The sequence below is a fragment of the Streptomyces sp. 3211.6 genome, from assembly GCF_003634815.1.
GTDB lineage: Bacteria > Actinomycetota > Actinomycetes > Streptomycetales > Streptomycetaceae > Streptomyces > Streptomyces katrae_A.
The window spans coordinates 2,720,671-2,742,396 of the sequence record NZ_RBXC01000001.1 but is presented as its reverse complement, the minus strand read 5'-3'; the positions used below and the strand labels follow the sequence as shown (position 1 = coordinate 2,742,396).

Genomic DNA, 21,726 nt, shown 5'->3' with positions numbered 1-21,726 from the left:
GGCGACAACACGCCCGGCACACACGAAGGAAGACGACACCATGAGTCTCAAATTCGGCGCGTTCATGGCCCCTTTCCACGGCCTCGGCGAGGAGCCCACCACGGTCTTCTGGCGCAACCTCGACCTGATCGAGTGGCTGGACGTGCTCGGTCTCGACGAGGTCTGGGTGGGTGAGCACCACTCCGGAGGCTGGTCGCAGATCGCTTCTCCGGAGCTGTTCCTGGCTGCGGCCGCCGAGCGCACGCGGACCATCAAGCTGGGCACCGGTGTGGTCAGCCTTCCGTACCACCACCCGCTCACGGTCGCGGAGCGGATGGTGCAGCTCGACCACCAGAGCCGCGGCCGGGTGATCTTCGGCATGGGTGCGGGTGTCGCACCCGCCGACGCCCACATGCTCGGTATCTCGGTGGGTGACCAGCGCCGCATGATGGCCGAGGCCGTCGACGCCCTGGTCCCCCTGCTGACCGGAATGGAGCCGGTCACCCGCAAGACCGACTGGTTCGAACTGCGCGACGCGATGCTCCAGCTCCGCCCTTACACCAAGCCCTGCTTCGACATGTGCGTGGCGAGCGCCGGCTCCGAGCGGGGCATGCGCCTCGCGGGGCAGCACGGCCTCGGCTCCCTCACGTTCGCCGGCCGGCCCGGAATGCCCGACCTGCCCCTGGCCAACCTGTGGGAGGCGGCTGAGGACGAGGCCGCCAAGAATGGCAAGACGGTGGACCGCTCGAAGTGGCGCGTCGCCATCTGCATCCACCTCGCCGAGACCCGCGAGGAGGCCTTTGCCCAGGTGAGGCCTGGGATGAGCCGCTGGTACCGGGAGTACGTGCGGGACACCTTCGGGGCTCCTGCCACCCTTCAGGAAGGCCGGGAGATCGACGAGTGCGCCGAGCAGCAGACCGTGATCATCGGCACGGTCGAGGACGCCATCGAGGCCATCCAGCGGCTGCTGGACGAGAGCGGCGGCTTCGGCACCCTTCTGGTCAACACCCATGACTGGGCCACCCGGGAGCAGGTCAAGCACAGCTTCGAACTGCTGGCCCGCTACGTCGTACCGCACTTCAACGGTTCTCTCGAGGGTCTGCGCGCCTCGCAGCGGTGGGTCGCCGAACGTAAGGACGACTTCGCCGCTCAGGCCAAGGAGGCGGCCCAGGCGGCAGCCGCGGGACGGTCGTGACTGCGCAGGCGGTGACCTCGTACGCGGGCCCGTTGCTCGACGGGCCCGCGTTCCGGGAGGCCATGTCCCAGCTGGCGGCGCCGATCACCATCGTCACGGTGCGGGACGAGACGGGCCGCCCGTGGGGGTTCACCGCCAGCTCGGTGAGCTCGGCCTCCCTGGAGCCGCCCCTGCTGACGGTGGGTATCTCGCGGACGTCGAGCTGCCACGAGGCGCTGATCGCGGCACCCGAGTTCGTGGTGAACGTCCTCGGCAGCCGGCACCGCGAGGTGGCCACCCGGTTTGCCACTCACGGCGTGGACCGTTTTGCGGCTGGTGACTTCAGGCCTTGGCCGGGTTCGGAGCTGCCGTGCCTGCCGGATGCGCATGCCCGCTACCGGTGCGTCACGACCGACGTCATCCCGGTGGGTGACCACGACCTGCTGGTCGGGGCGGTGGTGGAGGCCGGGTCCGGGGATCCGGCCGACCTGGGCGATCCCCTCCTCTGGTACCAGCGCGGATTCCACACGTGCACCGCCGCGCAGTCATGAGGGTGTGAGGCGGGTGTGACTGCCCCAGGTCCCACGCGAAGTGGCCGGGGGCGTTCGCGCCCGTTCCAAGGGGCCGCAGGCGCGCGCCGGCACCTGCGGCCCCGGATCCCCGGCTGGGGCCGGTCAGGCCTTCTCGGTCTCCTCCACCAGGTGGCGCAGCACGTCCGTCAGGTCCTGGCGGCGCGCGAAGGCCGCCCGCTGCCGGGCCGCGCCCGAGCCGTCGCGCAGCAGCCCGCCCAGGGTCCGTGCCGCGTGGTCCAGGTCGCCGGCGGCGGCCAGGTCCGGGGCGACCAGGTCGAGCAGGGCCTCCGCCAGGTCGGCCGCCGGGAGCTCGGCACCCGTGTACGGGTCCAGGCCGAAGCCCTCCAGGCCGTCGTGCGCCGCCCGCCACCGCGCGAGCCGCAGCACGTCGTCCCGTAGCGGACGGTCGGGCCGCTGCTCCGCGATGTCGCGCAGCGCCGAGGAGACCAGGGCGCGGCCCAGCTCGGCCTGGAGCACGGCCGTGTCGATGTCCGGGGACATGTCGGGCGCCCGGATCTCGAGCGTGGGCCAGTTCCCGGAAGGGCGGAGGTCCCAGTAGACCATCTTGGTGTCCAGGGCCGCCCCGGAGCCGAGCAGGGTCTGCACCGAGCGCCGGAAGTGGGCCGTGGACGGGAAGTGCGGGGGCAGGCCCGCCGAGGGCCAGCCCGACCAGGCCATCGCCCGCCAGCTGGAGTGGCCGGTGTCGCGGCCGCCCCAGAAGGGGGAGTTGGCCGCCAGCGCGATCAGCGTGGGCAGCCAGGGGCGGACCCGGTTGGACACCGCCACCGCCGTGTCCACGTCGAGGGTGCCGATGTGGATGTGGCGGCCGCAGCTGACCAGGGTGTCGGTCAGCGCGCCGAACCGGCGGTGCTGCTCGCGCTGGCGCGGCTCGTCGTCGGTCAGGTGCAGCGGTCCTTCGACGGCCACGACGGGCGAGGGGGCGGCCAGCAGCCGGCAGCCGTGCTCGCGGGCCGCCGCCGCGAGGGTCCGCCGCAGGGCGGCGAGCTCCTCGCGCAGGGTGATCGCCGAGTCGGCGACCGGGGTGGAGATCTCCACCTGGTACCGGGTCCCCTCGGGGTGCAGCTGCTGGGGCAGCCCGCCGGCGGTGGCCAGGACGCGCGGCGCGGCCGGGACCACCCGCAACGTGCGGTCGTCGACGAGCAGGAACTCCTCCTCGACCCCGACCGTGAGGGGGGTGGTGACACCGCTCGCGGCGCGCAGGCCGTGGCCCGCGGGGCCGGTGTCACTGGTGCTCGTGGTGCTGTTGCCAGGATCGATCACTACGCCTCCCTGGACATACGAGTCTTTCATCATGAGCCGAACAGGCGGGCAGGAGGCAACGCCGATCCGGTCAAATGTCGGGTGATAATGGCGAGTTAGCGGCAAGACCGATCCCGCCCTGAAACCCCCGGTCCGGGTGGGTCGCACGTTGCGCGTGTGTGATGCCCGCACGAACGCGTCCCCGGCTCCAGAGGCGCCCTAGACCGCGCTGGTTACCATCCCGTGTGACTGGTATTGCCTCACCGCCCCGACCGAAGCGACGCATCTTCGCCGACCTGACCCCGCTGCGCACCTCCGCCCACTACAGACGGCTGTGGGTGGGCGGCACCATCTCCTGGATGGGCCAGGCCATGACCGCCCTGGCGATCTCGCTCCAGGTCTACGAGATCACCGGCTCCAGCTTCTCCGTCGGCCTCGTCGGTCTCTTCTCGCTCGTCCCGCTGGTCGTCTTCGGCCTGTACGGCGGCGCCATCGCCGACTCCGTGGACCGGCGCAAGCTCGGCCTGCGCAGCCAGACCGGGCTCACCGTCCTGTCCTCCGGCCTGGCCGCCGCGGCACTGCTCGGCTACCACCAGGTCTGGCTGCTCTACACGGTCGTCGCCCTCCAGTCGGTCTGCGGGGCGCTGAACGGGCCGGCCCGTTCGGCCATGATCCCCAAGCTGCTGCCGCCCGAGCAGCTGCCCGCCGCGAACGCGCTCAGCTCCGTCACCATGACCTCCGGGACCATGCTGGGCCCGGTGCTGGGCGGCCTGATCGTCGGCTGGTGGGGCTACCAGGCGGCCTACCTGATCGACGCCGTCACCTTCATCGCCGCCCTGTACGCCATGTGGCGGCTGCCCGCGATGCTGCCCGAGGGCCTGCCGGAGGGCCGCAAGGGGCGGGCCTCGGTGCTGGACGGGCTGCGCTTCCTCGGGACCCGGCCCAACATCCGGATGAACTTCTTCTCCGACATGGCCGCGATGATCTTCGCCCAGCCGAAGGCCCTGTTCCCGGCCATCGCCGTCCTCTGGTACGGGGGCGACGCCAAGACCGTCGGCCTGCTGGTCGCCGCCCCCGCCGTGGGCGCGCTGCTCGGCGGGGTGTTCTCCGGCTGGCAGGGGCGGATCCGGCGGCACGGTCTGGCGATCCTGCTGTCCGTCGCGGCGTGGGGGCTGGCCATCGCCGTGTTCGGGCTGACCCGGAACCTGTGGCTGGGGCTGTTCTTCCTGGCGCTGGCCGGATGCGCCGACACCATTTCGATGGTGTTCCGCTCCACGATGATGCAGGCCGCGACCCCGGACGGGATGCGGGGCCGGCTCCAGGGCGTGTACATCGTGGTCGTCGCGGGCGGACCCAGGCTCGGGGACTTCCTGGCCGGCACCGTCGCCGACCTGACCTCCCCGGCGGTCGCCGTCACGGGCGGCGGGCTGGCGTGCGTGGTGGTCCTGGGGCTGCTGGCCGCACGGTGGCGGTCCTTCGCCCGGTACGACTCGCGGTCGCCGCAGGCGTAGGGGGCGGGGCGGGGGCCCCGCCGTCAGCGGGCCGGCAGTGTCCGGGGGTCCCGCGGCCTGCCGGCACGCTCCACGAGCAGCGGGAGCAGCCTCTGCCGCCACGTGTCGAGGTGGACCATGCCGCCGGACATCCCGCCGTGGGCGTACCGCTCCCGGTACACGTGCGGCGCCGGGTCGCCGTAGAGGTCGACCTCCACGAGCTCTTCGAACGTCGCCCGCAGGAGGCCGGCGACCGCCTCCGCCGACGGCGGGACGTCCGTACCGGACAGGCGTCGCGGAGCGCCTGCCAGACATGGGGATCGCCGCGCAGGCCCCATCGGCCCGGGGCGGGGTCGAAGAGGTCGGACATCCTGGCGGCAGCGGCCTGATCATGTGCCATGGCGTCAGTCTCCCAGGCCCCGCGGTCCGGCCTACGCGCCGCCCTTGGGGCCGACGATGCCCCGGGCCACGCCGAGGTCGACCAGGTCCTGGGGGCGGATGCGCAGCTGGTCCGCCGTGGCGGGGGCCTCCTCGGCGGGGCGCTTGAGGATGGCCGCCGCCAGCTCGGGGGCGATCACCGAGAAGTAGCTGTCCGGGGTCACCCAGGTGTTCCCCGGCGCCGCCAGGGCGAGCGCCCCGCCCGAGCCGCCCTCGCCGATCAGCAGGGTCGTCACCGGGACGGTGGCCGCCGCGACCGCCGCGAAGCAGTCCGCGATGGCCGGGCCGGCGCCGGCGTGCTCGGCTGCGGCGTCGTTGGCCGCGCCCGGGGTGTCGACCAGGGTGAGCACCGGGATGCCCAACCGGTCCGCGAGCCGGATCACGCGGGCGGCCGTACGGTAGCCCGCCGGGCGGGTGGCGGTGCCGCACTGGGCGGCGTACGCCACGGCCCGGCCCTCCCGCAGCCCGAACCCGCACAGCATCCCGGCGTCGAAGGCCCCGGCCCGGTCCCCGCGCAACGGCAGCCGCAGCCCGAAGTACGCGTCCAGGTACGCCTGCGCGCGGGGCCGCTCGGGGTGCCGGGCCTGCCGGACGGCGTCCCAGCCGGTCAGCGGGGGCGTGACGCCGCCCAGCGCTGCCGGGGGCTCGACCGGCCCGGCGGCCCGGGGCGCGGCCAGCACCCGCAGCCAGTCCCCGACCGCCCCGGGCAGCTCCGCCGCGGGGACGACGGCGTCGACGTGCCCGGCGCCGTACTGCCCCTCGGCGGTGTAGGCCGCCGGATCGGCGTCGGCCGGCCGCACACGGGACCCCGCGAAGCCGACCTGCGCCCCGGGCAGCGCCAGCACCACGTCGGCCCCCGCCCCGAGCGTGGCCCACCCGCCACCGGTGGTGGGATCGCGCAGCACCGCGATCTGCGGGAGCCCGGCGGCCCGGGTCAGCACGCACTGGCGGGCCACCCGCTGGAGCTGCGCCAGCGCGAGCATGCCCTCCTGCATCCGGGAGCCGCCGGTGGCGATCAGGGAGACCAGCGGCAGCCTGCGCTCGCGGGCGTGCGCGTACGCGGCCTCCAGCCGGTCACCGGTACGGCGGCCGAGGCTGCCGCCGAGGAACCCGAACTCGAAGGAGACGACGACCGCTTCGCACCCGCCGACCCGGGCGGTACCGGTCACCACGGACTCCCGCTCCCCGGTCCGCGCGGTGGCCCGGGCCCGCGAGGCGTCGTACCCCTCCCAGCCGAGCGGCCCGTCATCGTCGGGATACTCCGCCCGGGGCGCGGGCAGCTCCTCGAAGCTCCCGGGGTCGGTCAGGGCGGCAATGGCGGCACGGGCCGAGAGACGGGTCGTCACGGGGCCAGCGTAGGCGGTGGGGGCGGGGGCCGGGGGGTCGTGGCGGGGGCCCGCCATCGCCCCCGCGAGGGGTAGGGGGCGGGCCGGCGGCTGCCCACCCGCCTCGCGGCGGGATCCGAGCGGGGCGGAACGGGGCAGCGGACCGGTACGGGGGATGACCGGGTTCCAGCTGGGCGGTCTCAGGGAAGGGTTGGGCGTTTCCCGTCAGTCTCATCGTCCTTCCGCGTCGGGCCGCCCTGTCAAGGGCGCTCCTTCGTCGCGTCGCTTCGCGATCGCCTGCGGCGACCCTTGACAGGGCGTCCCGCCACGAAAAGCCGAAGACTGCCGGGAAACCCCCAAAGGAACGGGACGGACCGGAGAAGGACAATCGCCGGGATCAGCGACCAGCCGGGCAGACCGGGGGCCGCCGGACCGGGCAGCCGGGCCGACATCCCTCGCCATCGGGACCGCCCCCACGCGACAGATCGCTACGCGCTCCTCCCGTCTCAGCGTCTACCAGCCGCCTGGGGCCGCTGCCCGCAGGAAAGGACGACGGAATCGGCATCCGGGGCCGAGGGGCGCGGCAGATCGCTACGCGCTCCTCGAATTCCGGCGTCCGCCACCCGACTTGGGCGGATACCCGCACGAAATGCCAATCAGAGCCCCATCCGGAGCCGTGGGCGCGTCAGATCGCTACGCGCTTCTCGGAATTCAGCGTCCGGCGGCCGTCTTGGGTCGCTGTGCTTCACAGACGCGCCCAATGGACCGTCCGGCTTCATCGGCTGAGGGCGTCAAGGGCCAGGTCCCACGGGTACGGTCGCTTTTCCCCCGGAGGGTTCGGCTGGAAGCCGTTCTCGCCGAACAGGACGTGCACACCGGCTGTCCGTAGCGTTTCCAGGGACAGGGGGAGCTGCGGGTGTTGGGCGTAGGCGGCGTTGACGCAGGGCATCAGCGTGAGGGGAATGTTCTTGCCGAGGGCTTCGGCGACGAAGCCGACGACGAAGCTGTCGGTGATGCCCAGGGCCCAGCGGTTGATCGTGTTCGTGGTGGCCGGGGCCACGAGGACGGCGTCTGCCGGTGGCCAGACGTCGGGCTGGCCCGGGCGCTTGTAGCGGTAGCGGACGGGGTGGCCCGTGAGTGCTTCGAGCCCGGCCAGGCTGTCCTCCAGCCATTCGGCGGCCGTCGGGCTGAGACCGAGGCAGACGTCCCAGCCACGCGCCTGGGCGTCCTCGATCACATGGGCCACGTCGAATACGGGCGGCGCAGCCGAGCAGAACAGGTAGAGCCCTCATCCGCGTCGGCACCGCCCGACTCGAAGAGCAGGCCAGCAGCCCTCCCGGCTGAATCCGCCCACCCCGGATAATCGCCCAGTTGTTCCGTGGGGCCGATATCAGCCCAAGACGGCATCCGGACGCCGAAACTCGAGGAGCGCGTAGCGATCTGTCGCGCCCGGGTGGTCCGCAGGCCGGTCTGTTCGTCATCTGGTGCGGGTATCAGCCCAAGATGGCCGCCGGACGCCGAAATTCGAGGAGCGCGTAGCGATTTGTCGCGCCCACTGGCCCCGGATGCCGATTCCGTCGGCTTTTGGTGCGGGCAGCGGACCCAGGCGGCTGGTAGACGCTGAGACGGGAGGAGCGCGTAGCGATCTGTCGCGGATCGCGGCCCCGGATGGCATGGAGGTCGGCCCGGATGCTTGGCGAGGCGGCCCCCGGCCTCCCCGCCTGGTCGCTGATCCCGCGTATGTCCATCGATGGACCGTGCCGTCCTTTTGGGGGTTTCCCGGCAGTCCTTGTCTTTCCGGGGCGGGTCGTGCTGTCAAGGGTCGCCGTAGGCGATCGCGAAGCGACGCGACCGAAGGGAGCGCCCTTGACAGGGCGGCCCGAACCGGAAGGACAGTGGGACTGACGGGAAAGCCCCAACCCTTCCCTGAGACCGCCGAGCGGGAACCCCGTCCCTCCCCCGTACCGGTCCGCCGGCCCGTTCCGGCCCGCGCGGGGTCCGCCGTGAGGCGGGTGGGCAGGCGCCGCCCGGCCCCGGCCCGTCGAGGGGGAGATGGCGGGCCCCCGCCGCCGGCTACAGGCCCGACTCCCACGTCACCGTCGTCCCGCGGGCCCCCGCCTCCGTGTGGCCGTCGTCCGAGACCGTAAGGCGGACCCGGGAGGGGGTGGCGTCGACCTCGACGTCGATCGCCGTGACCCCGCTGCGGCGGTGGGCCGCCGCCAGGGCGCTGCGGAGGGTGGCGAGGAGGGCGTCCGTCACGCGGTCCGGGAGCAGGGCGTCCACCGCGCCCGCGAAGTGCACCGACGGCTGGAAGCCGAGCAGGACGGCGGCTCCGCCGGTTTCGCGCAGCACTCGGCCGCGGAAGGTCGTCGGGGCGTCCGTCGGGGGTTGCTGGAGGGCGAAGATGGCCGTGCGGACCTCCTGGATGGTGGAGTCCAGCTCGTCCACCGCCCGGCTCAGCTCGTCGCCGACGTCCGCCTCGTCGCCCGAGGGGGCGTTCGAGGAGCGCCGCCGGGTGCTCTCCAGCATCATCTCCGTCGCGAACAGCCGCTGTACGACCAGGTCGTGCAGGTCGCGCGCGATCCGGTCGCGGTCCTCGTACACGGCGAGCTGCTCGCGGTCGTGCTGTGCGTCGGCCAGGACCAGCGCCAGGGCCGCCTGGGAGGCGAACTGGGAGGCCAGGAGCCGGTCCACGGCGTCGTACGGGCGTCCGCCCCGCGCCCTGGGCAGGGCGAGGGTGCCGATCAGCTGGCCACCGCTCTGGAGCGGGAGCATCATGCTCGGTCCGAAGCGCTTGCGCACGTGCGTGGTCATCCGGGGGTCGGTCGCCGAGTCCTCTATGAAGACGGGTTCACCGCCCAGCAGTTGCACCAGCACCGGAGAACCCGGGGCGATGGTCGTGCCGACCAGGTCGCCGGGGTCGCCGTGCGTGGAGGCGGCCACGATCTCCATGCCGCCCTCCGGCGTCGGCTGGAGCACCACGCCGGCCGCCGCGTCCGCGAGCAGCCGGGCCCGTTCGGCCACGCACATCAGGGCGTCGGCCGCCGGCCGCCCCGCCAGCAGGGTGGTGGTCACGGCGGCCGCGCCCTCGATCCAGCGCTCCCGGCGGCGGGCGGTCTCGTACAGGCGGGCGTTGCCGATCGCTATCCCGGCCTGCGAGGCCAGCACCCGCATCAGCGCGAGGTCCTCGTCCGTGAAGGGGGCGCCGCCGCGCTTCTCGGTGAGGTAGAGGTTGCCGAAGACCTCGGTGTGGACCCGGATCGGCACGCCCAGGAAGCTGCGCATGGGCGGGTGCCCGGGCGGGAAGCCGGCCGAGCGGGGGTCCTTGGTGAGGTCGTCCAGCCGTAGCGGCCGGGGGTCGGCGATCAGGACGCCGAGCACGCCGCTGCGGCCGTCGGGCAGTCGGGGGATCGCAGCCCGTTCGGCCTCGCTCATCCCGGCGGTGAACAGCTGGGTCAGCCGGCCGCGCTCGGGGTCGACGACCCCGAGCGCGCCGTAGCGGGCTCCGCACAGGTCGGCGGCGGAGTCCACGACGTGCTGGAGGGTGGCCTGGAGCTCCAGCTCCGAGCCGACGCTGAGGACGGCGTCCAGCAGCACCGGCAGGCTGGACGGCGCCCCGCCGGCCACCAGCCCGCCCGCCCCGGGCTCGGCCCCGGACTCGGCCCCGGACTCGGCCCCGGCCCCGGCCCCGGCCTCGGCCTCGGCCCCGGGCCCCGGCTGCGCACCCGGCCCGGTGTCGGCCGGCCTGCGCGTCATTCGGCCAGCGGGTTGAGGACCATCGGGGCGATCTTCCCTTCGAGCATCGCGCCGAGACCCAGTACGGCGCACACGTCCGGCCGTTCCGCGATGGCCACGGGCATTCCGGTGGAGTCCCGCAGCATCTGGTCCAGCCCCGGCAGCAGGGCGCTGCCTCCCACCATCATGATCCCCCGGTCCGTCAGGTCCGCGACCAGGTCCGGCGGGCAGTCGCGCAGCACCTTGCCGATGCCGTCCAGGACGGCCGTCAGCGGGGTGTGGATGGCGTTCCGCACGGCGGCGGTGTCCACGTGGACGGAGCGGGCCAGTCCAGTGGCCACGTCGCGGCCGTGGATCAGCGTGGAGGCGGGGCCGTCCGGGGTGATGCCGTTGCCGCTCAGGGCCAGCTGGAGGGGGCGGACGGCCTGGCTCGGCAGCATCAGCTCGTGGGCGTGGCGCAGGTGCTGGACCACCGCGTGGTCGATGGCCTCGCCGCCGACGGGGATCCGTTCGGCGGTGACGATCGAGCCGAGGGAGAGCACCGCCACCTGGGTGGCCGCCGCCCCGCACACCATGATCATCGTCGCGGTCGGCTGCTCCACGGGAAGGCCGCAGCCGACGGCCGCCGCGATCAGGGTGTCGACCAGTTCGACGCGCCGCGCCCCCAGCCCGACCATCGTCTCCACGGCCGCGCGCTGGGCCAGCGGGTCGGCGTCGTGCGGGGTGCAGCAGGCGGCGCGCAGCCGGGGCTTGCGGCGCAGTGCGCGGCGCAGCTTCTCGCCGAGCAGGTGACGCAGCATCCGCTGGGCCATCTCGATGTCGACGACGGTGCCGCCGGAGACGGGGCGGACGACGCGGATGTAGTCGGGCGTGCGGCCCGTCATCCGTTCGGCGAAGGTGCCGACGGCGATGAGGGCGCCGGTGCGGGTGTTGACCGCGGCGACGCTGGGCTCGTCGACGACCAGTCCGGCACCCTTCACGTAGACGCGGGTCCTCGCGGCTCCCAGGTCGACGGCGACGTGGCAGCGGCGCAACTGCTCAAGACTGACGGTCACGGCAGGTCCTCCCGAGAGCGCTTGGTACAGAAGGGGACCGGCGGACGCCGGTCGCAATTCATATCTTCTCGGGTCAATGGGTCATATCGCCCGCTGGAATGCTCCGGCCGGGGCGTGTCGTGCGGGGCGGGCGTGCTGCACGGGGGTGGATTTCTGTACCGACAGGCACCACCATGCGCGCACCATCCGCGCTACCCGTGCGTAACAAGGTAAAGGGGACCCGATGCTGACGCCCCGCCAGAAATGCCTGGCGCTCCTGGCCCTCTGCCTGACCCTGTTCGCGCCCATCCCAGCCCACGCCGCGGTCGCCGGGCCGCCGGCAGGGCAGGCCGCCGGACCGGCCGCCGGACCGGCCACCGGACCGGCCGCAGCACAGGCCGCAGGGCAGGCCGCCGGACCGGCCGCAGCACAGGCCGCCGCCCCGGCCGCCGGCCGCAATCCGGTGGTCTTCGTCCACGGATACAACGCCGACCCCGGCGTCTGGGGTTCCCTGCGCGAGGACCTGCGGGCCGACGGGTACGCGGACTCCGAGCTGTTCTCGTTCGGCTACGACACCCACCAGTCCGTCAACGAGGTGCTCTCCGGCCGACTCGCCGCCTACGTGGACGACGTCCGCCGGCAGACCGGCGCCGCCCGGGTGGACCTAGTGGGCCACTCCTTCGGCTCGCTCGTCAGCCGCTGGTACGTCAAGTACGGCGGCGGCGCCGCAACCGTGGACCACTGGGTCTCGCTGGCCGGCCCCAACCACGGCACCTCCACCGCCTGGGCCTGCGCCCTGTGGGACCAGGCCTGCCGCGACATGACCCCGGGTTCCTACGTGGTGAAGAACCTCGCCTCCGGCGACGAGACCCCGGGCGCGGTGAAGTACGCGACCTTCTGGTCGGACTGCGACGAGGTGGTCAACCCCGACAGCAGCGTCCCGCTCGCCGGGGCCCTGAACACCCAGGTCGGCTGCCTCAAGCACAACGACCTGCTCGGCGACGACGTCACCTCGGCAGGGGTCCGCGCCTTCCTCAGGTCCTGAAGCCGGGACCCGGGCGAGCCGGACCCCCCGCTTCCCCCGCTTCCCCCTCCGCCTGCACCCGCTGGAGCAGGCCGTACGTGAACTCCGCCACCAGGGCCCGCCCCGACGCGCTGAACGCCAGCCGCCAGCGCGTCGGCGCGGTGCCCTCCATCGGCCGGGCCGGTGCGAAGGCCCGGGCCACCTCGTCCACCGTCGCCGACCAGGGCCGCAGGTCCGCCTCCGTCTCCAGCACGGGCCCCCGCGCGCCCGGGGCCCGCACCAGCCACTCGTTCCACACCGCCCCGTCCGGCGCGGCCAGCACCTCGAAGCGCAGCTCCGGCCAGAGCGGCACCGGCCACAGCAGCGCCTCGCACTCCAGGTCCCCGATCCGGCGCCGCTCGGCCGACTCCGGCGGGCCGAGCACCGACCGGTAGCGGGCCAGCGCCCCGCGCGTCCTGGGGGAGCGGACCATCGCCTGCCAGCGCCGGTTGGCCTCCCGCTGCTCGGCGAGGGTGGCCCCCAGCCGCAGCCGGGCCGCCTCCGCGAGGCCGGGCTGGAAGTCCGCCATCCTGCGCAGCAGCACCAGCTGGAAGGCGCCCGGCCCGAAGGCTCCCGGACGGGCCGGATGCGGGGTCGCGGTCATGGAGGCCACGATTCCACACATAATCCTCACGCTCCCGGAATACTTATGTTGCCGGGGACGGCATAGCCTGCGGGCGCCATGAACTACTTCTGCCCCGACTGTCAGAGGCACCTCAACGGAGCGCTCGCGTGCGCCGGCTGCGGGACCCCGGCCGAGTATCTGGTGGCCGCCGCCCCCGCCGCCCCCGCCGGGGCGCATCCGGGCCCGGAGCCGCAGCCGGCGCTGGCCGAGGTGTTCGCGGACTCCCTCGTCGTGCTGACCGCCCCCCACGAGGGCCGCGCCGGTACGCGCAAACGCGCGGCCTCCCGCCGCAGGCGGGGGCGGACCACCATGGCCGTCGGTCTGGGGCTGTTGCTCGCGACCGGTGGCTCGATCGCCGTGGCCCGGATCGCGGGCGACGACGGGGGCGTGAACCGGGCCGACCGGGTGGAGCTCACCGACAGCGGCCCCGCGCAGCCCGACGCCCTGCCCAGTGCGGCTCCGGCCGCGCCGTCCGCCCTGCCGAAGGGCGCGGGCGGGGCGGCGAAGACGGCCCGGCCCAGCGGGAGCCCGAGCGGGTCGGCGCAGGCGAGCCCGAGCGGGAGCGCCTCCGCCCCGACGGGGAGCCCCTCGCAGAAAGGTTCCGGCGGAGAGGAATCCGTAAAGACGACGCCACCCGGTACGCCGTCGCCCCGTGCTTCCGGCACGGCGCAGCCGCCCACGGCCAGGCCCACCCCCAAGCCGAAGCCCCAGCCGACCGACACGTGCGTGTTGTGGATCTTCTGCTGAGCGGTCCGCTCCGGCCTGCCCCGCGCCTCAGCCCAGCATCCGCCTGAGCAGGTCCCGCAGCGCCGTGCGCTCCTGAGCGGAGAGCCCGGCCAGCGGTTCGCGCGCGAAGTCCAGCGACTCGCGCAGCCGCTCCGCCGTCTCGGCCCCCTCCTCGGTGGGAGCGGCCAGCTTCACCCGGCGGTCGGCCGGGTCCGGGCGGCGTTCGACCAGGCCGCGGGTTTCGAGCCGGTCGATGATGCCGGTGACGTTGGAGGGCTCGCAGCGCAGCTTCTGCGCGATGCGGCGCATGGGCAGCGGCTCCAGCGACAGCAGCGTCAGGACCTTCGCCTGGGCGCCGGTGAGCTGGTGGCGGGCGGCCGCCTCCTCGTACTCCATGTGGTAGCGGGCCACGACGTCGCCGATGAGCTCGACGACCTCGACGGTCACTGGGTCTGCGCGACGACTGGACATGGCACCAGCGTACCCATTTGCTTGACAACATGAAATATCCAGGAGCATGGTTGTTTCAGGACGTGAAGCATTCCGCTTCCCGCCCGCCTCCCCTCCCACTTCCTGGAGTCCCTCATGTCTCAGATCCCCGCCGTCAGCCGCGAGTGGCACCTCGTCCGCCGTCCGCAGGGCTGGCCCGTGGCCGAGGACTTCGCCCTCCGTGAGGTGCCCGTCTCCGCCGAGCCCGGCGCCGGCCGGATCCTGGTCCGCAACCTCCACATGTCCGTGGACCCCTACATGCGCGGCCGGATGAACGAGACCAAGTCCTACATCCCGCCCTTCCAGCTGGACGAGCCGATGCAGGGCGGCGCGGTCGGCGAGGTCGTCGCCTCCAACGCCGAGGGCTTCGCCGTCGGCGACCACGTCCTGCACATGCTGGGCTGGCGCGAGTACGCCGAACTCGACGCGAAGCACGCCACCAAGGTCGACGCCTCCCTCGCCCCGCTCTCCGCCTACCTCGGCGTCCTCGGCATGCCGGGCCTGACCGCCTACGCGGGCCTCTTCGAGGTCGCCTCCTTCAAGGAGGGCGACTCCGTCTTCGTCTCCGGCGCGGCGGGCGCGGTCGGCAGCCTCGTCGGCCAGTTCGCGAAGATCAAGGGCGCCTCCCGGGTGATCGGCTCCGCCGGCTCGGACGAGAAGGTGACGCTCCTCACCGAGAAGTACGGCTTCGACGCCGCCTTCAACTACAAGAACGGCCCCGTCGCGAAGCAGCTGAAGGAAGCCGCTCCCGAGGGCATCGACGTCTACTTCGACAACGTCGGCGGCGACCACCTGGAAGCCGCCATCGCCGAGATGAACCCGCACGGCCGCGCCACCCTGTGCGGCGCGATCGCCGGCTACAACGACACCGAGCCCACCCCCGGTCCGCGCAACCTCACCCTGGTCATCGGCAAGCGCCTGCGCCTCCAGGGCGTCCTGGTCGGCGACCACGCCGCCCTCCAGCCGCAGTTCGTCAAGGACGTGGCCGGCTGGCTGGCCTCCGGCGAGCTCCGCTACGACGAGACGGTCGTCGAGGGCGTGGAGAACGCGACCGACGCCTTCCTCGGAATGCTGCGCGGGGCTAACACCGGAAAGATGATCGTTACGTTCACCCGTTAGGCTCCCTCCATACCGTCGCGATCGTGGGCGCGAGTCGCGGCGACTATCTGGAGGATCCACTTTCATGTCCATCACGCAGTCCGACGTCGCGTACACGGCCGTCGCCACCGCCGAGAACGGCCGTGACGGCCGCGTCGCCACCAACGACGGCCGCCTCGACGTCGTCGTGAACCCGCCGAAGGAGCTCGGCGGCAGCGGCGCCGGCACCAACCCGGAGCAGCTGTTCGCCGCCGGCTACAGCGCCTGCTTCCAGGGCGCCCTCAGCGTCGCGGCCCGCAACGAGAACGTCGACGTCAGCGGCTCCACCGTGACCGCCGAGGTCGGCATCGGCAAGAACGACGAGGGCTTCGGCATCATCGTCAAGCTCACCGCCTCGATCCCGAACGTGGACGCCGCCGTGGCGAAGGACCTGGTCGAGAAGGCCGACCAGATCTGCCCCTACTCCAAGGCGACCCGCGGCAACATCACGGTCGAGCTGAACGTCGCCTGACGTCCCGCGCCGCAGCTCCACGAAGGCCGCACCCCCTCGGGGGGGTGCGGCCTTCGCCGTAAACTGGCCGCATGCGTGATCTTGCGGGGGGTTTCCGGTACCTGTGGGCCGGACAGAGATGGGTGTTCGGCAACGGCCGCTGGCTGGGCTTCGGCCTGCTGCCCGGCCTGGTCACCCTGGTGCTCTACGGCGCCGCGCTGACCGGCCTCTTCTACGGGGCCGACGACTTCACCGTCTGGGCGACGCCCTTCGCCTCGGACTGGTCCTCGCCCTGGCTCGGGCTCTTCCGCGGGTTCCTGACCGCCGTGGTCGTCTCCCTCGGCCTCTTCCTCTCGGTGATCACCTTCACCGCCGTGACCCTGCTGGTCGGCCAGCCCTTCTACGAGTCCCTCTCGGAGCAGGTCGACCGCACCGAGGGGGGTGAGGTCCCGGAGTCGGGGCGTTCGTTCTGGGAGGACCTGTGGATCTCCGCCCGGGACAGCCTGCGGCTGCTGGTTCGGGTGCTGCTGTACGGGATCCTGCTCTTCGCCCTCGGGTTCATCCCGGTGGTCGGGCAGACGGTGGTCCCGGCGATCGGCTTCTGCGTCTCCGGCTTCTTCCTCACCCAGGAGCTCACCTCCGTCGCCCTCCAGCGGCGCCGGGTGGACCTGGACGAGCAGCTCACCCTGCTGCGGGGGCGGCGTGCGGCGGCGCTCGGCTTCGGGGTGCCGCTGGTGCTGCTGTTCCTGGTCCCGCTGGTCGCGGTCTTCCTGATGCCGGGCGCGGTGGCGGGGGCGACCCTGCTGGCGCGGGACCTGGTCGGGGACGACGAGGCCTCCGAGGGCGGGGAGGGTGACGCCGCCCCGGCGGAGGCGGGCCCGTACGCGGCTCCCGGCCAGGCGGGCCCCTACGGCGCGACCGGGCCCTACGGCGGCCCCGCCCCGGCGGGCCCCTACGGCGGCCCCGGGCAGGGCTACGGCGGCCAGGGCTACGCACCGGCTCCCGGGCAGGGCTACGGCGGCCAGGGCTACGCACCGGCTCCCGGGCAGGGCTACGGCGGCCAGGGCTACGCACCGGCTCCCGGGCTGGGCTACGGACAGCAGGCTCCGGGTCAGGCGCCCCCGTACGGGCAGCCGTACGGCTACCCCCCTGTCTCCGAGCAGGACCCGCGTTCCTCCTCCTGAGGCCGGGCCCCGGGCGGCTCAGCGCCCGGGGGCGGCGGTGCGGCGCAGAAGGGTGATGGCGCCGACCGTGTCCTCCGCCGCGTGGGCGGCCGGGTCGGCGTCCAGGCGTTCGCGCATCAGGTGCAGGTACGGCTCGATCAGCTCGGCGCTGACCCCCTGGTCGGCGGCGGTGCGCAGCAGCGTGCCGCTCGCCTGGACCTGCATGGCGAGGCCGGACACCACTCCGGTGGTGAAGTCGCGGGAGGTCAGCCGCTCGGCGGCGTTCCCGACGAAGAAGCCCATCGCGCCCAGCCACTCCGACAGCAGCGGTGCCAGGTCCTTCGGTGCGATGTCCTCGCCCTCGATCAGCGCGTAGGCGTGCGAGATCCCGGCGAACAGCCCGTACATCGCGCTCAGCAGCGCCACGTCGTGCAGGGCCGCGTGGCCCGGGTCCGCGCCGACGAAGCGGGCGCCGGCCGGGACCTCCAGGGTCGACCGGTGGGTGTCGAAGAGGGCGCGGGAGCCGCTGTAGAAGACGTAGCCGCCGGTCTCCGGGGCGCCGATCATCGACGGGACGGCCATGATCCCGGCATCCACGAAGCGGGCGCCGCGCTCCTCGGCCCAGGCGGCGCGGGCGCGGCCCTCGGCGGGGGTGCCGGTGGTGAGGTTGACCAGGTCCTTGCCGGTCAGGTCGACCCCGTCCAGCACGGAGCCGATGCTCGCGTCGTCCAGCAGGCAGAGCACGATCAGGGTGTTCGCGGCGACGGCCCCGGCGGGGGTGGCGGCGACGGCCGCGCCCCCGGCGGCCAGGGGCGCGGCCTTGGCGGGGGTGCGGTTCCAGACGGTCAGGGGGTGGCCGGCGGCGAGCCAGGTCCGGGCGAGGGCGGTGCCCATGTCGCCGAGGCCGAGCAGGGTGAGCGGGCGGTGCTCGGCGTCGTTGTCGGTCATGCCGTTTAGCCTGGTGGCAGGCTGACGGGTGCTCAAGTACGCACTTCGGAGTGGGTGCTTACCCCGGGGTGAGCGAGCAGGTGGGAGGGGTGGGCGGGATGGCGACGGTGCGCAGGCCGGGGGCGGACCACTGTGGGATCGCCGCGGCGATGGCGGTGATCGACGGCAAGTGGAAGGTTTCGATCCTGTGGGAGCTGGAGCAGTGCCCGGGCCGTCGGTTCGGTGAGCTGCGCCGGCTGGTCCCCGGGGTCTCGGAGAAGGTCCTGGCGGCGCAGCTGAGAGAGCTGGAGGCGGACGGCATCGTCCACCGCGAGGTCTTCGACGAGGTCCCGCCGCGCGTGGAGTACTCCCTGACCCCGCTCGGCCAGGAGCTGAGCGGGGCCCTGGAATCCCTGGGGGAGTGGGGCGCCAAGCACCTGCTGCCCGATTCGGCCTAGGACCCGATCCGCGGGCAGGAGGTCCCCCGTTCCGCCGCCCCGGCGGCGTGGCTGCTCGCCTCGATGCGGATTCCGGGCGTGTCATGTGTGCGGGCCAGTGGGCGCCCGTACGCGTCGGAAAGAGCGCCCGGGACGGGCCGGAGGCACCTCCGCCCGCACGGCCGAGACGAACATCCCGTGCCGAGGCTGAGGAGCCAAGATGAAACGTCCCGCGCGCCGTTCCCTGCTCACGGCGGGGGTCGGCGGATCGGTCGCGGCCGTCGTCTCCGCGGCCTTCCTGCTGCGGGGCGGCCCCGGGGCACCCGGACCGGCGCCCTCCCCCACACCGCCGGGGCCGTCCGCCTCCGGGGCCGGCTCGCTCCGCACGGACCTGACCGTACGCAGCAGGCTGCTCGGGCGGGACGTCCCGTACAGCCTCTACCTGCCCGCCCGGGCGGCCTCCGTGCGCCGGGAGGGCGGGCCGGACGCCGGGGTCCCGGTCCTCTTCCTCCTGCACGGCACGAGCGGGAGCCATACCGACTGGGTCGTCAAGGGTGGCATCGTGCCGACCCTGGAACGGGCCGTCGCGGCGGGCCGGATCCCGGCATGCGCCCTCGCCATGCCCGACGCCCGGCGCGACCCCGGCCGGCCCGGCGGCGGCCAGGACGAGACGTTCTACATCAACGACCTCGACGCCGCCGGAGCCGGCGGCGACACCCTGCGCTACGAGGACATGTTCATCGAGGAGTTCGTCCCAGCCGTCGAACAGGCCCACGGGCTGGGCGGCCGGCCGGAGAAGAGGGCCATCGCCGGGCTCTCCATGGGCGGCTACGGCGCGCTGATGTACGCCCTGCGCTACCCGGGCCTGTTCGGTGCCGCCGCCGGACTGAGCACGGCGCACTTCACCGACGAGGGCTACCGCGCGATCCCGATGAAGGAGTGGAACCGCTTCTTCGGCCACGCCTTCGGCCGTGATCTGGCGGGCTCGGCCCGCCTGACGGCCCGCTTCCGGGAGTACGACCTGGCCGACATGATCCGCCGCACCGCCCCCGACCGCCTCCGCCGCGCCCGCTACCACCTCGGCTGCGGGACCGAGGACGCCAACCACCTGCCGGGGACCGAGGACCTGAGCACCGCCTTCGCGGCCCGCGGGGCGGACACTGAGACGGTCCTGCAACCGGGCGGCCACAACTGGCCCTACTGGAGCGTCGCGGCGGAACGCATGCTGGACTTCTTCGGCCGCCGGCTCGGCTGACCCCGCCCGGACAGGCCCTAGAAGACTGATGAAGATCTTGTTGAGGGGCCGTCCGGCCGTAGGCCGGGCGGCCCCTCTGGTTATGTGATGGCCGGTGCGAGGTGCCAGGTGCCGCCTGTGTGAGTGAGTCCGAGGTTGATCAGGCGGCGGAGGTTGAGGGCGGCTGCTCGGGTGTGGAGCCAGGCGTTGTTGCTGATGGTGCCCCGGTAGCGGAGTCGGCGGTTGCCGTGGTGGACGAGCCAGGCGACGGCACGTTCGACTGGTGGCCGCCAGCGGCGGTAGTCGGCCTGCCAGGCGGGGTCGGTGGCGGCCTGGCGGCGGGCCGCGGCTTGGAGATCGTGGTGGGGGCGGATGGTCAGGACGCGTCCGGCTTTGGCCTTGGTGCACTGCTCACGCAGCGGGCATCGGGTGCACACGTTCCCGAAGACGGCCCTGCGCTGGTGGTGGCGGCCGCCGGGCTCGGACAGGCCGACGGTGTGGCCTTGGGGGCAGGTCACGGTGGCGGCCGAGGTGTCGATGGCGAAGTCGTCGAGGGTGAAGCCGTCTGGGACGGCCGGCCGCAGCGGGGCGGGTTTGAGGAACAGCCGGTGTCCGGCCTCTTCGAGGGCCTGGCGGGCGTCGCCGGTGGAGTAGGCGGTGTCACCGAAGGCGTCCACCGGGGTGTCCTCCTCGGCCAGCAGTTCAAGGCCGACGGCTGCCTCGTGGTGCTCTGGCCCGGCCCCGGGCCGCAGGGCGACGGCGGTGTATAACCCGGTCTCCGGCTCGACGGCGAGGTGGGCCTTGTATCCGTCCTGCTGATGGGAGCGGGTCTTGTGGATGTGCCGGGACTCGGGGTCGACGGTGGAGATCATCCGGTCCGGGGCGGTCCCTTGGGTGATGCGCCAGCGGCCGTCACGGCCGTCGGAGTCCTCGGCCGGTTCCACGTCCTGCCCGGCGACCAGCGCGAGGATGCCGACCGCGTTCGCTGCCTTCTCGCCCAGTTCCTGCTCGGGCAGATGCCCGAGCAGTCTGACCGCGTCGCCGACGAGCGCGTCGACCAGGTTGGCTCGTGCCTGGGCATCGTTCCAGGTGATGCGGGGTTTGCCCGGGTCGGTGTAGTCGTGGGCGGTGCACTGCGCGGCGGCAGCCTCGGCGCCGCCGGGGACTTCCCGGATCACCACCCGGATGGCGCCGATGATCTGGGTGACGGTGTCCTGGGTGGCGACCGCGTCGTCCAGCACGGTGGAGTCCAGTGCCCGCCGGTGCTTGCCCCTGAGGACACCGGTGGCCTTCACGACCTCCCGCACGGCCTCGAAGGCCCGGTTCGGGCTGGTGGAGCGGGCCAGCCGGCGCCGGAAGTACGCCAGAAGCGACGGGTCGAACGCGGTGTCATGCAGTCCCAGCCCGCACGCGGCCTTCCACCGCAGGTCACACCGCAGTTCCTGGACCGTCTCGAAGTCCGACATGCCGTGCAGGGCCTGCAATGTGATCGCCGCGGCCAGAATCTGCGGCGGCATGGACGGCCGCCCGTTCGCCGACGGATACATGTCCGCGAACATCGCCGCGGGGAACAACCGGCCACGGTGCTCGGCCAGGAACGCGAACACACTCCCAGCCGGAATCAACTCCCGGCACGTCGCCCACACATCAGGTCCGACCGTCTCCCCGACCCACTCCCCTTGAACCACAACACGAGTCTGGCCCCACCGCTGACGCGGCGGGGCCAGAACCCAACATCTTCATCAGTCTTCTAGGCCGCCGGGACGTCCGCCGTGGCCACGGTCGCGGTGTGGGCGTCGGCCTCGGCGAGGGGGGTGCCGTCCGGGGCCCAGACGGCCGCGCCGCCGCAGCCCGTCCAGGGGCCCGCCGGGCCGACGTGGTTGGCGAGGACCACGTAGAGGCCGTGTTCCTTCGCCATGCCCGGGTAGACGGTGGCGCGTTCGGTGATGCCGTCGCCGGTGCCGTAGAGGGAGCTGGCGAGGTGGACGCGGCAGCCGTCGGCCGCGCCCCGGGCGGGCAGGTCGGGGAAGTGGTTGTCGAAGCAGACGCCCAGGGAGAAGCGGATGCCGCCGAGTTCGAAGCGGCCGTCCGTGGTGCCGGGGGTGAAGGCGCCCTGTTCGTGCTGGTAGAGGTGTTGCTTGGCGTAGGTGGTGAGGTGCGTGCCGTCCGCGTCGTAGACCAGGGTCGCGAGGGCCGGCAGCGGGTCGGGCGTGCGCAGGGAGGCGTTGACGGCGACCGCGATGCCGGCCGAGCGCAGCCCGTCCAGGCGGGGGTCGTCGGCACCGGACAGCCACAGGGCGGGGTCCTCGGCGATGGCTTGCATCTCGTAGCCGGTGAGCGTCAGTTCCGGGAAGAGCACGAGCTCCGCGCCCTCGTTCCGGGCCCGTGCGGCGAGGGCGGTGGCCTGCGCGGCGTTGGCGGTGACGTCGGCGGGTATGCAGGTCAGCTGTGCGGCGGCGATCTTCAT

At 73.3% G+C, this 21,726-nt stretch carries 20 protein-coding genes and 1 pseudogene; 10 read left to right on the top strand and 11 right to left on the bottom strand.

What is annotated here, in order from left to right:
• Positions 1-40 precede the first annotated feature (40 nt).
• Together BX286_RS12710 and BX286_RS12705 are read left to right on the top strand one after the other, a co-directional pair.
• Complete coding sequence (locus BX286_RS12710; protein ID WP_079426679.1) at positions 41-1,174, top strand: LLM class flavin-dependent oxidoreductase; 1,134 nt, start codon at positions 41-43, stop codon at positions 1,172-1,174.
• The gene (locus BX286_RS12705; protein WP_315974713.1) at positions 1,171-1,704 is read left to right on the top strand and encodes a flavin reductase family protein; all 534 of its coding nucleotides are present in this window, start codon (positions 1,171-1,173) and stop codon (positions 1,702-1,704) included. The genes BX286_RS12710 and BX286_RS12705 overlap by 4 nt, the downstream gene beginning before the upstream one ends.
• 123 nt (positions 1,705-1,827) lie before the next feature.
• On the opposite strand, the gene BX286_RS12700 is transcribed toward BX286_RS12705, so the two are convergent.
• The gene (locus tag BX286_RS12700) at positions 1,828-3,006 is read right to left on the bottom strand and encodes a glutamate--cysteine ligase (protein WP_185117273.1); all 1,179 of its coding nucleotides are present in this window, start codon (positions 3,004-3,006) and stop codon (positions 1,828-1,830) included.
• Positions 3,007-3,230: 224 nt separating this feature from the next.
• Here BX286_RS12700 and BX286_RS12695 point away from each other — a divergent pair, with 224 nt between their 5' ends.
• Complete coding sequence (locus BX286_RS12695; protein WP_079426674.1) at positions 3,231-4,496, top strand: MFS transporter; 1,266 nt, start codon at positions 3,231-3,233, stop codon at positions 4,494-4,496.
• A gap of 23 nt (positions 4,497-4,519) precedes the next feature.
• On the opposite strand, the gene BX286_RS36545 is transcribed toward BX286_RS12695, so the two are convergent.
• From BX286_RS36545 to BX286_RS12670, 5 genes are all read right to left on the bottom strand, one after another.
• Entirely contained in the window at positions 4,520-4,693 is a 174-nt protein-coding gene (locus BX286_RS36545) for a hypothetical protein (protein ID WP_187344132.1), read from the bottom strand.
• Positions 4,694-4,906: 213 nt separating this feature from the next.
• Positions 4,907-6,259, bottom strand: a complete 1,353-nt coding sequence (locus BX286_RS12690; protein ID WP_079426666.1) for a carboxyl transferase domain-containing protein — start codon at positions 6,257-6,259, stop codon at positions 4,907-4,909.
• 754 nt (positions 6,260-7,013) lie between these two features.
• A complete protein-coding gene (locus tag BX286_RS12685) occupies positions 7,014-7,517 on the bottom strand; it encodes a flavoprotein (RefSeq protein WP_079426664.1) in 504 nt (167 codons plus the stop codon).
• A gap of 794 nt (positions 7,518-8,311) precedes the next feature.
• Positions 8,312-9,994: a GAF domain-containing protein gene (locus BX286_RS12675; protein ID WP_261993408.1), complete on the bottom strand. Its 1,683-nt coding sequence runs from the start codon at positions 9,992-9,994 to the stop codon at positions 8,312-8,314.
• Positions 9,991-11,028 (bottom strand): rod shape-determining protein, encoded by a 1,038-nt coding sequence (locus BX286_RS12670; RefSeq protein ID WP_079426662.1) that lies wholly within the window; start codon positions 11,026-11,028, stop codon positions 9,991-9,993. The genes BX286_RS12675 and BX286_RS12670 overlap by 4 nt, the downstream gene beginning before the upstream one ends.
• 223 nt (positions 11,029-11,251) lie before the next feature.
• Between BX286_RS12670 and BX286_RS12665 the strand changes: the two genes are divergently transcribed.
• Positions 11,252-12,052, top strand: coding sequence for a triacylglycerol lipase (locus BX286_RS12665; protein ID WP_261993407.1), 801 nt, complete (start codon positions 11,252-11,254; stop codon positions 12,050-12,052).
• Here BX286_RS12665 and BX286_RS12660 read toward each other — a convergent pair.
• Positions 12,042-12,674 (bottom strand): hypothetical protein, encoded by a 633-nt coding sequence (locus BX286_RS12660; RefSeq protein ID WP_121014991.1) that lies wholly within the window; start codon positions 12,672-12,674, stop codon positions 12,042-12,044. The genes BX286_RS12665 and BX286_RS12660 overlap by 11 nt on opposite strands.
• A 78-nt stretch (positions 12,675-12,752) precedes the next feature.
• Here BX286_RS12660 and BX286_RS12655 point away from each other — a divergent pair, with 78 nt between their 5' ends.
• Positions 12,753-13,442, top strand: a complete 690-nt coding sequence (locus tag BX286_RS12655; protein ID WP_121014990.1) for a hypothetical protein — start codon at positions 12,753-12,755, stop codon at positions 13,440-13,442.
• Positions 13,443-13,469: 27 nt separating this feature from the next.
• On the opposite strand, the gene BX286_RS12650 is transcribed toward BX286_RS12655, so the two are convergent.
• Complete coding sequence (locus BX286_RS12650; RefSeq protein WP_079426654.1) at positions 13,470-13,892, bottom strand: MarR family winged helix-turn-helix transcriptional regulator; 423 nt, start codon at positions 13,890-13,892, stop codon at positions 13,470-13,472.
• A 114-nt stretch (positions 13,893-14,006) separates the two neighbouring features.
• On the opposite strand from BX286_RS12650, the gene BX286_RS12645 reads away from it, so the two are divergent.
• From BX286_RS12645 to BX286_RS12635, 3 genes and pseudogenes are all read left to right on the top strand, one after another.
• Positions 14,007-15,029: an NADP-dependent oxidoreductase gene (locus BX286_RS12645; protein ID WP_100863694.1), complete on the top strand. Its 1,023-nt coding sequence runs from the start codon at positions 14,007-14,009 to the stop codon at positions 15,027-15,029.
• Between the two features lie 64 nt (positions 15,030-15,093).
• Positions 15,094-15,519 carry an organic hydroperoxide resistance protein gene (locus BX286_RS12640; protein WP_079426650.1) on the top strand — a complete coding sequence of 142 codons (426 nt, stop codon included), beginning with the start codon at positions 15,094-15,096 and terminating at the stop codon, positions 15,517-15,519.
• A 71-nt stretch (positions 15,520-15,590) separates the two neighbouring features.
• A pseudogene (locus BX286_RS12635) lies at positions 15,591-16,382 on the top strand (EI24 domain-containing protein); the annotation flags it as partial.
• A gap of 318 nt (positions 16,383-16,700) precedes the next feature.
• On the opposite strand, the gene BX286_RS12630 reads toward BX286_RS12635, so the two are convergent.
• The gene (locus tag BX286_RS12630) at positions 16,701-17,609 is read right to left on the bottom strand and encodes an NAD(P)-dependent oxidoreductase (protein WP_121014988.1); all 909 of its coding nucleotides are present in this window, start codon (positions 17,607-17,609) and stop codon (positions 16,701-16,703) included.
• A 98-nt stretch (positions 17,610-17,707) separates the two neighbouring features.
• Here BX286_RS12630 and BX286_RS12625 point away from each other — a divergent pair, with 98 nt between their 5' ends.
• Both BX286_RS12625 and BX286_RS12620 read left to right on the top strand, forming a co-directional pair.
• Positions 17,708-18,046, top strand: a complete 339-nt coding sequence (locus tag BX286_RS12625) for a helix-turn-helix domain-containing protein (RefSeq protein ID WP_079431704.1) — start codon at positions 17,708-17,710, stop codon at positions 18,044-18,046.
• Positions 18,047-18,245: 199 nt separating this feature from the next.
• Positions 18,246-19,280 (top strand): alpha/beta hydrolase family protein, encoded by a 1,035-nt coding sequence (locus BX286_RS12620; RefSeq protein ID WP_079426644.1) that lies wholly within the window; start codon positions 18,246-18,248, stop codon positions 19,278-19,280.
• 80 nt (positions 19,281-19,360) lie between these two features.
• Here the strand turns inward: BX286_RS12620 and BX286_RS12615 are convergent, their stop codons facing one another.
• Together BX286_RS12615 and BX286_RS12610 are read right to left on the bottom strand one after the other, a co-directional pair.
• Positions 19,361-20,905, bottom strand: coding sequence for an IS1182 family transposase (locus BX286_RS12615; RefSeq protein ID WP_079423731.1), 1,545 nt, complete (start codon positions 20,903-20,905; stop codon positions 19,361-19,363).
• A gap of 104 nt (positions 20,906-21,009) precedes the next feature.
• On the bottom strand, positions 21,010-21,726 hold the full coding sequence (locus tag BX286_RS12610; RefSeq protein ID WP_121014987.1) for a carbon-nitrogen hydrolase family protein: 717 nt from the start codon (positions 21,724-21,726) through the stop codon (positions 21,010-21,012).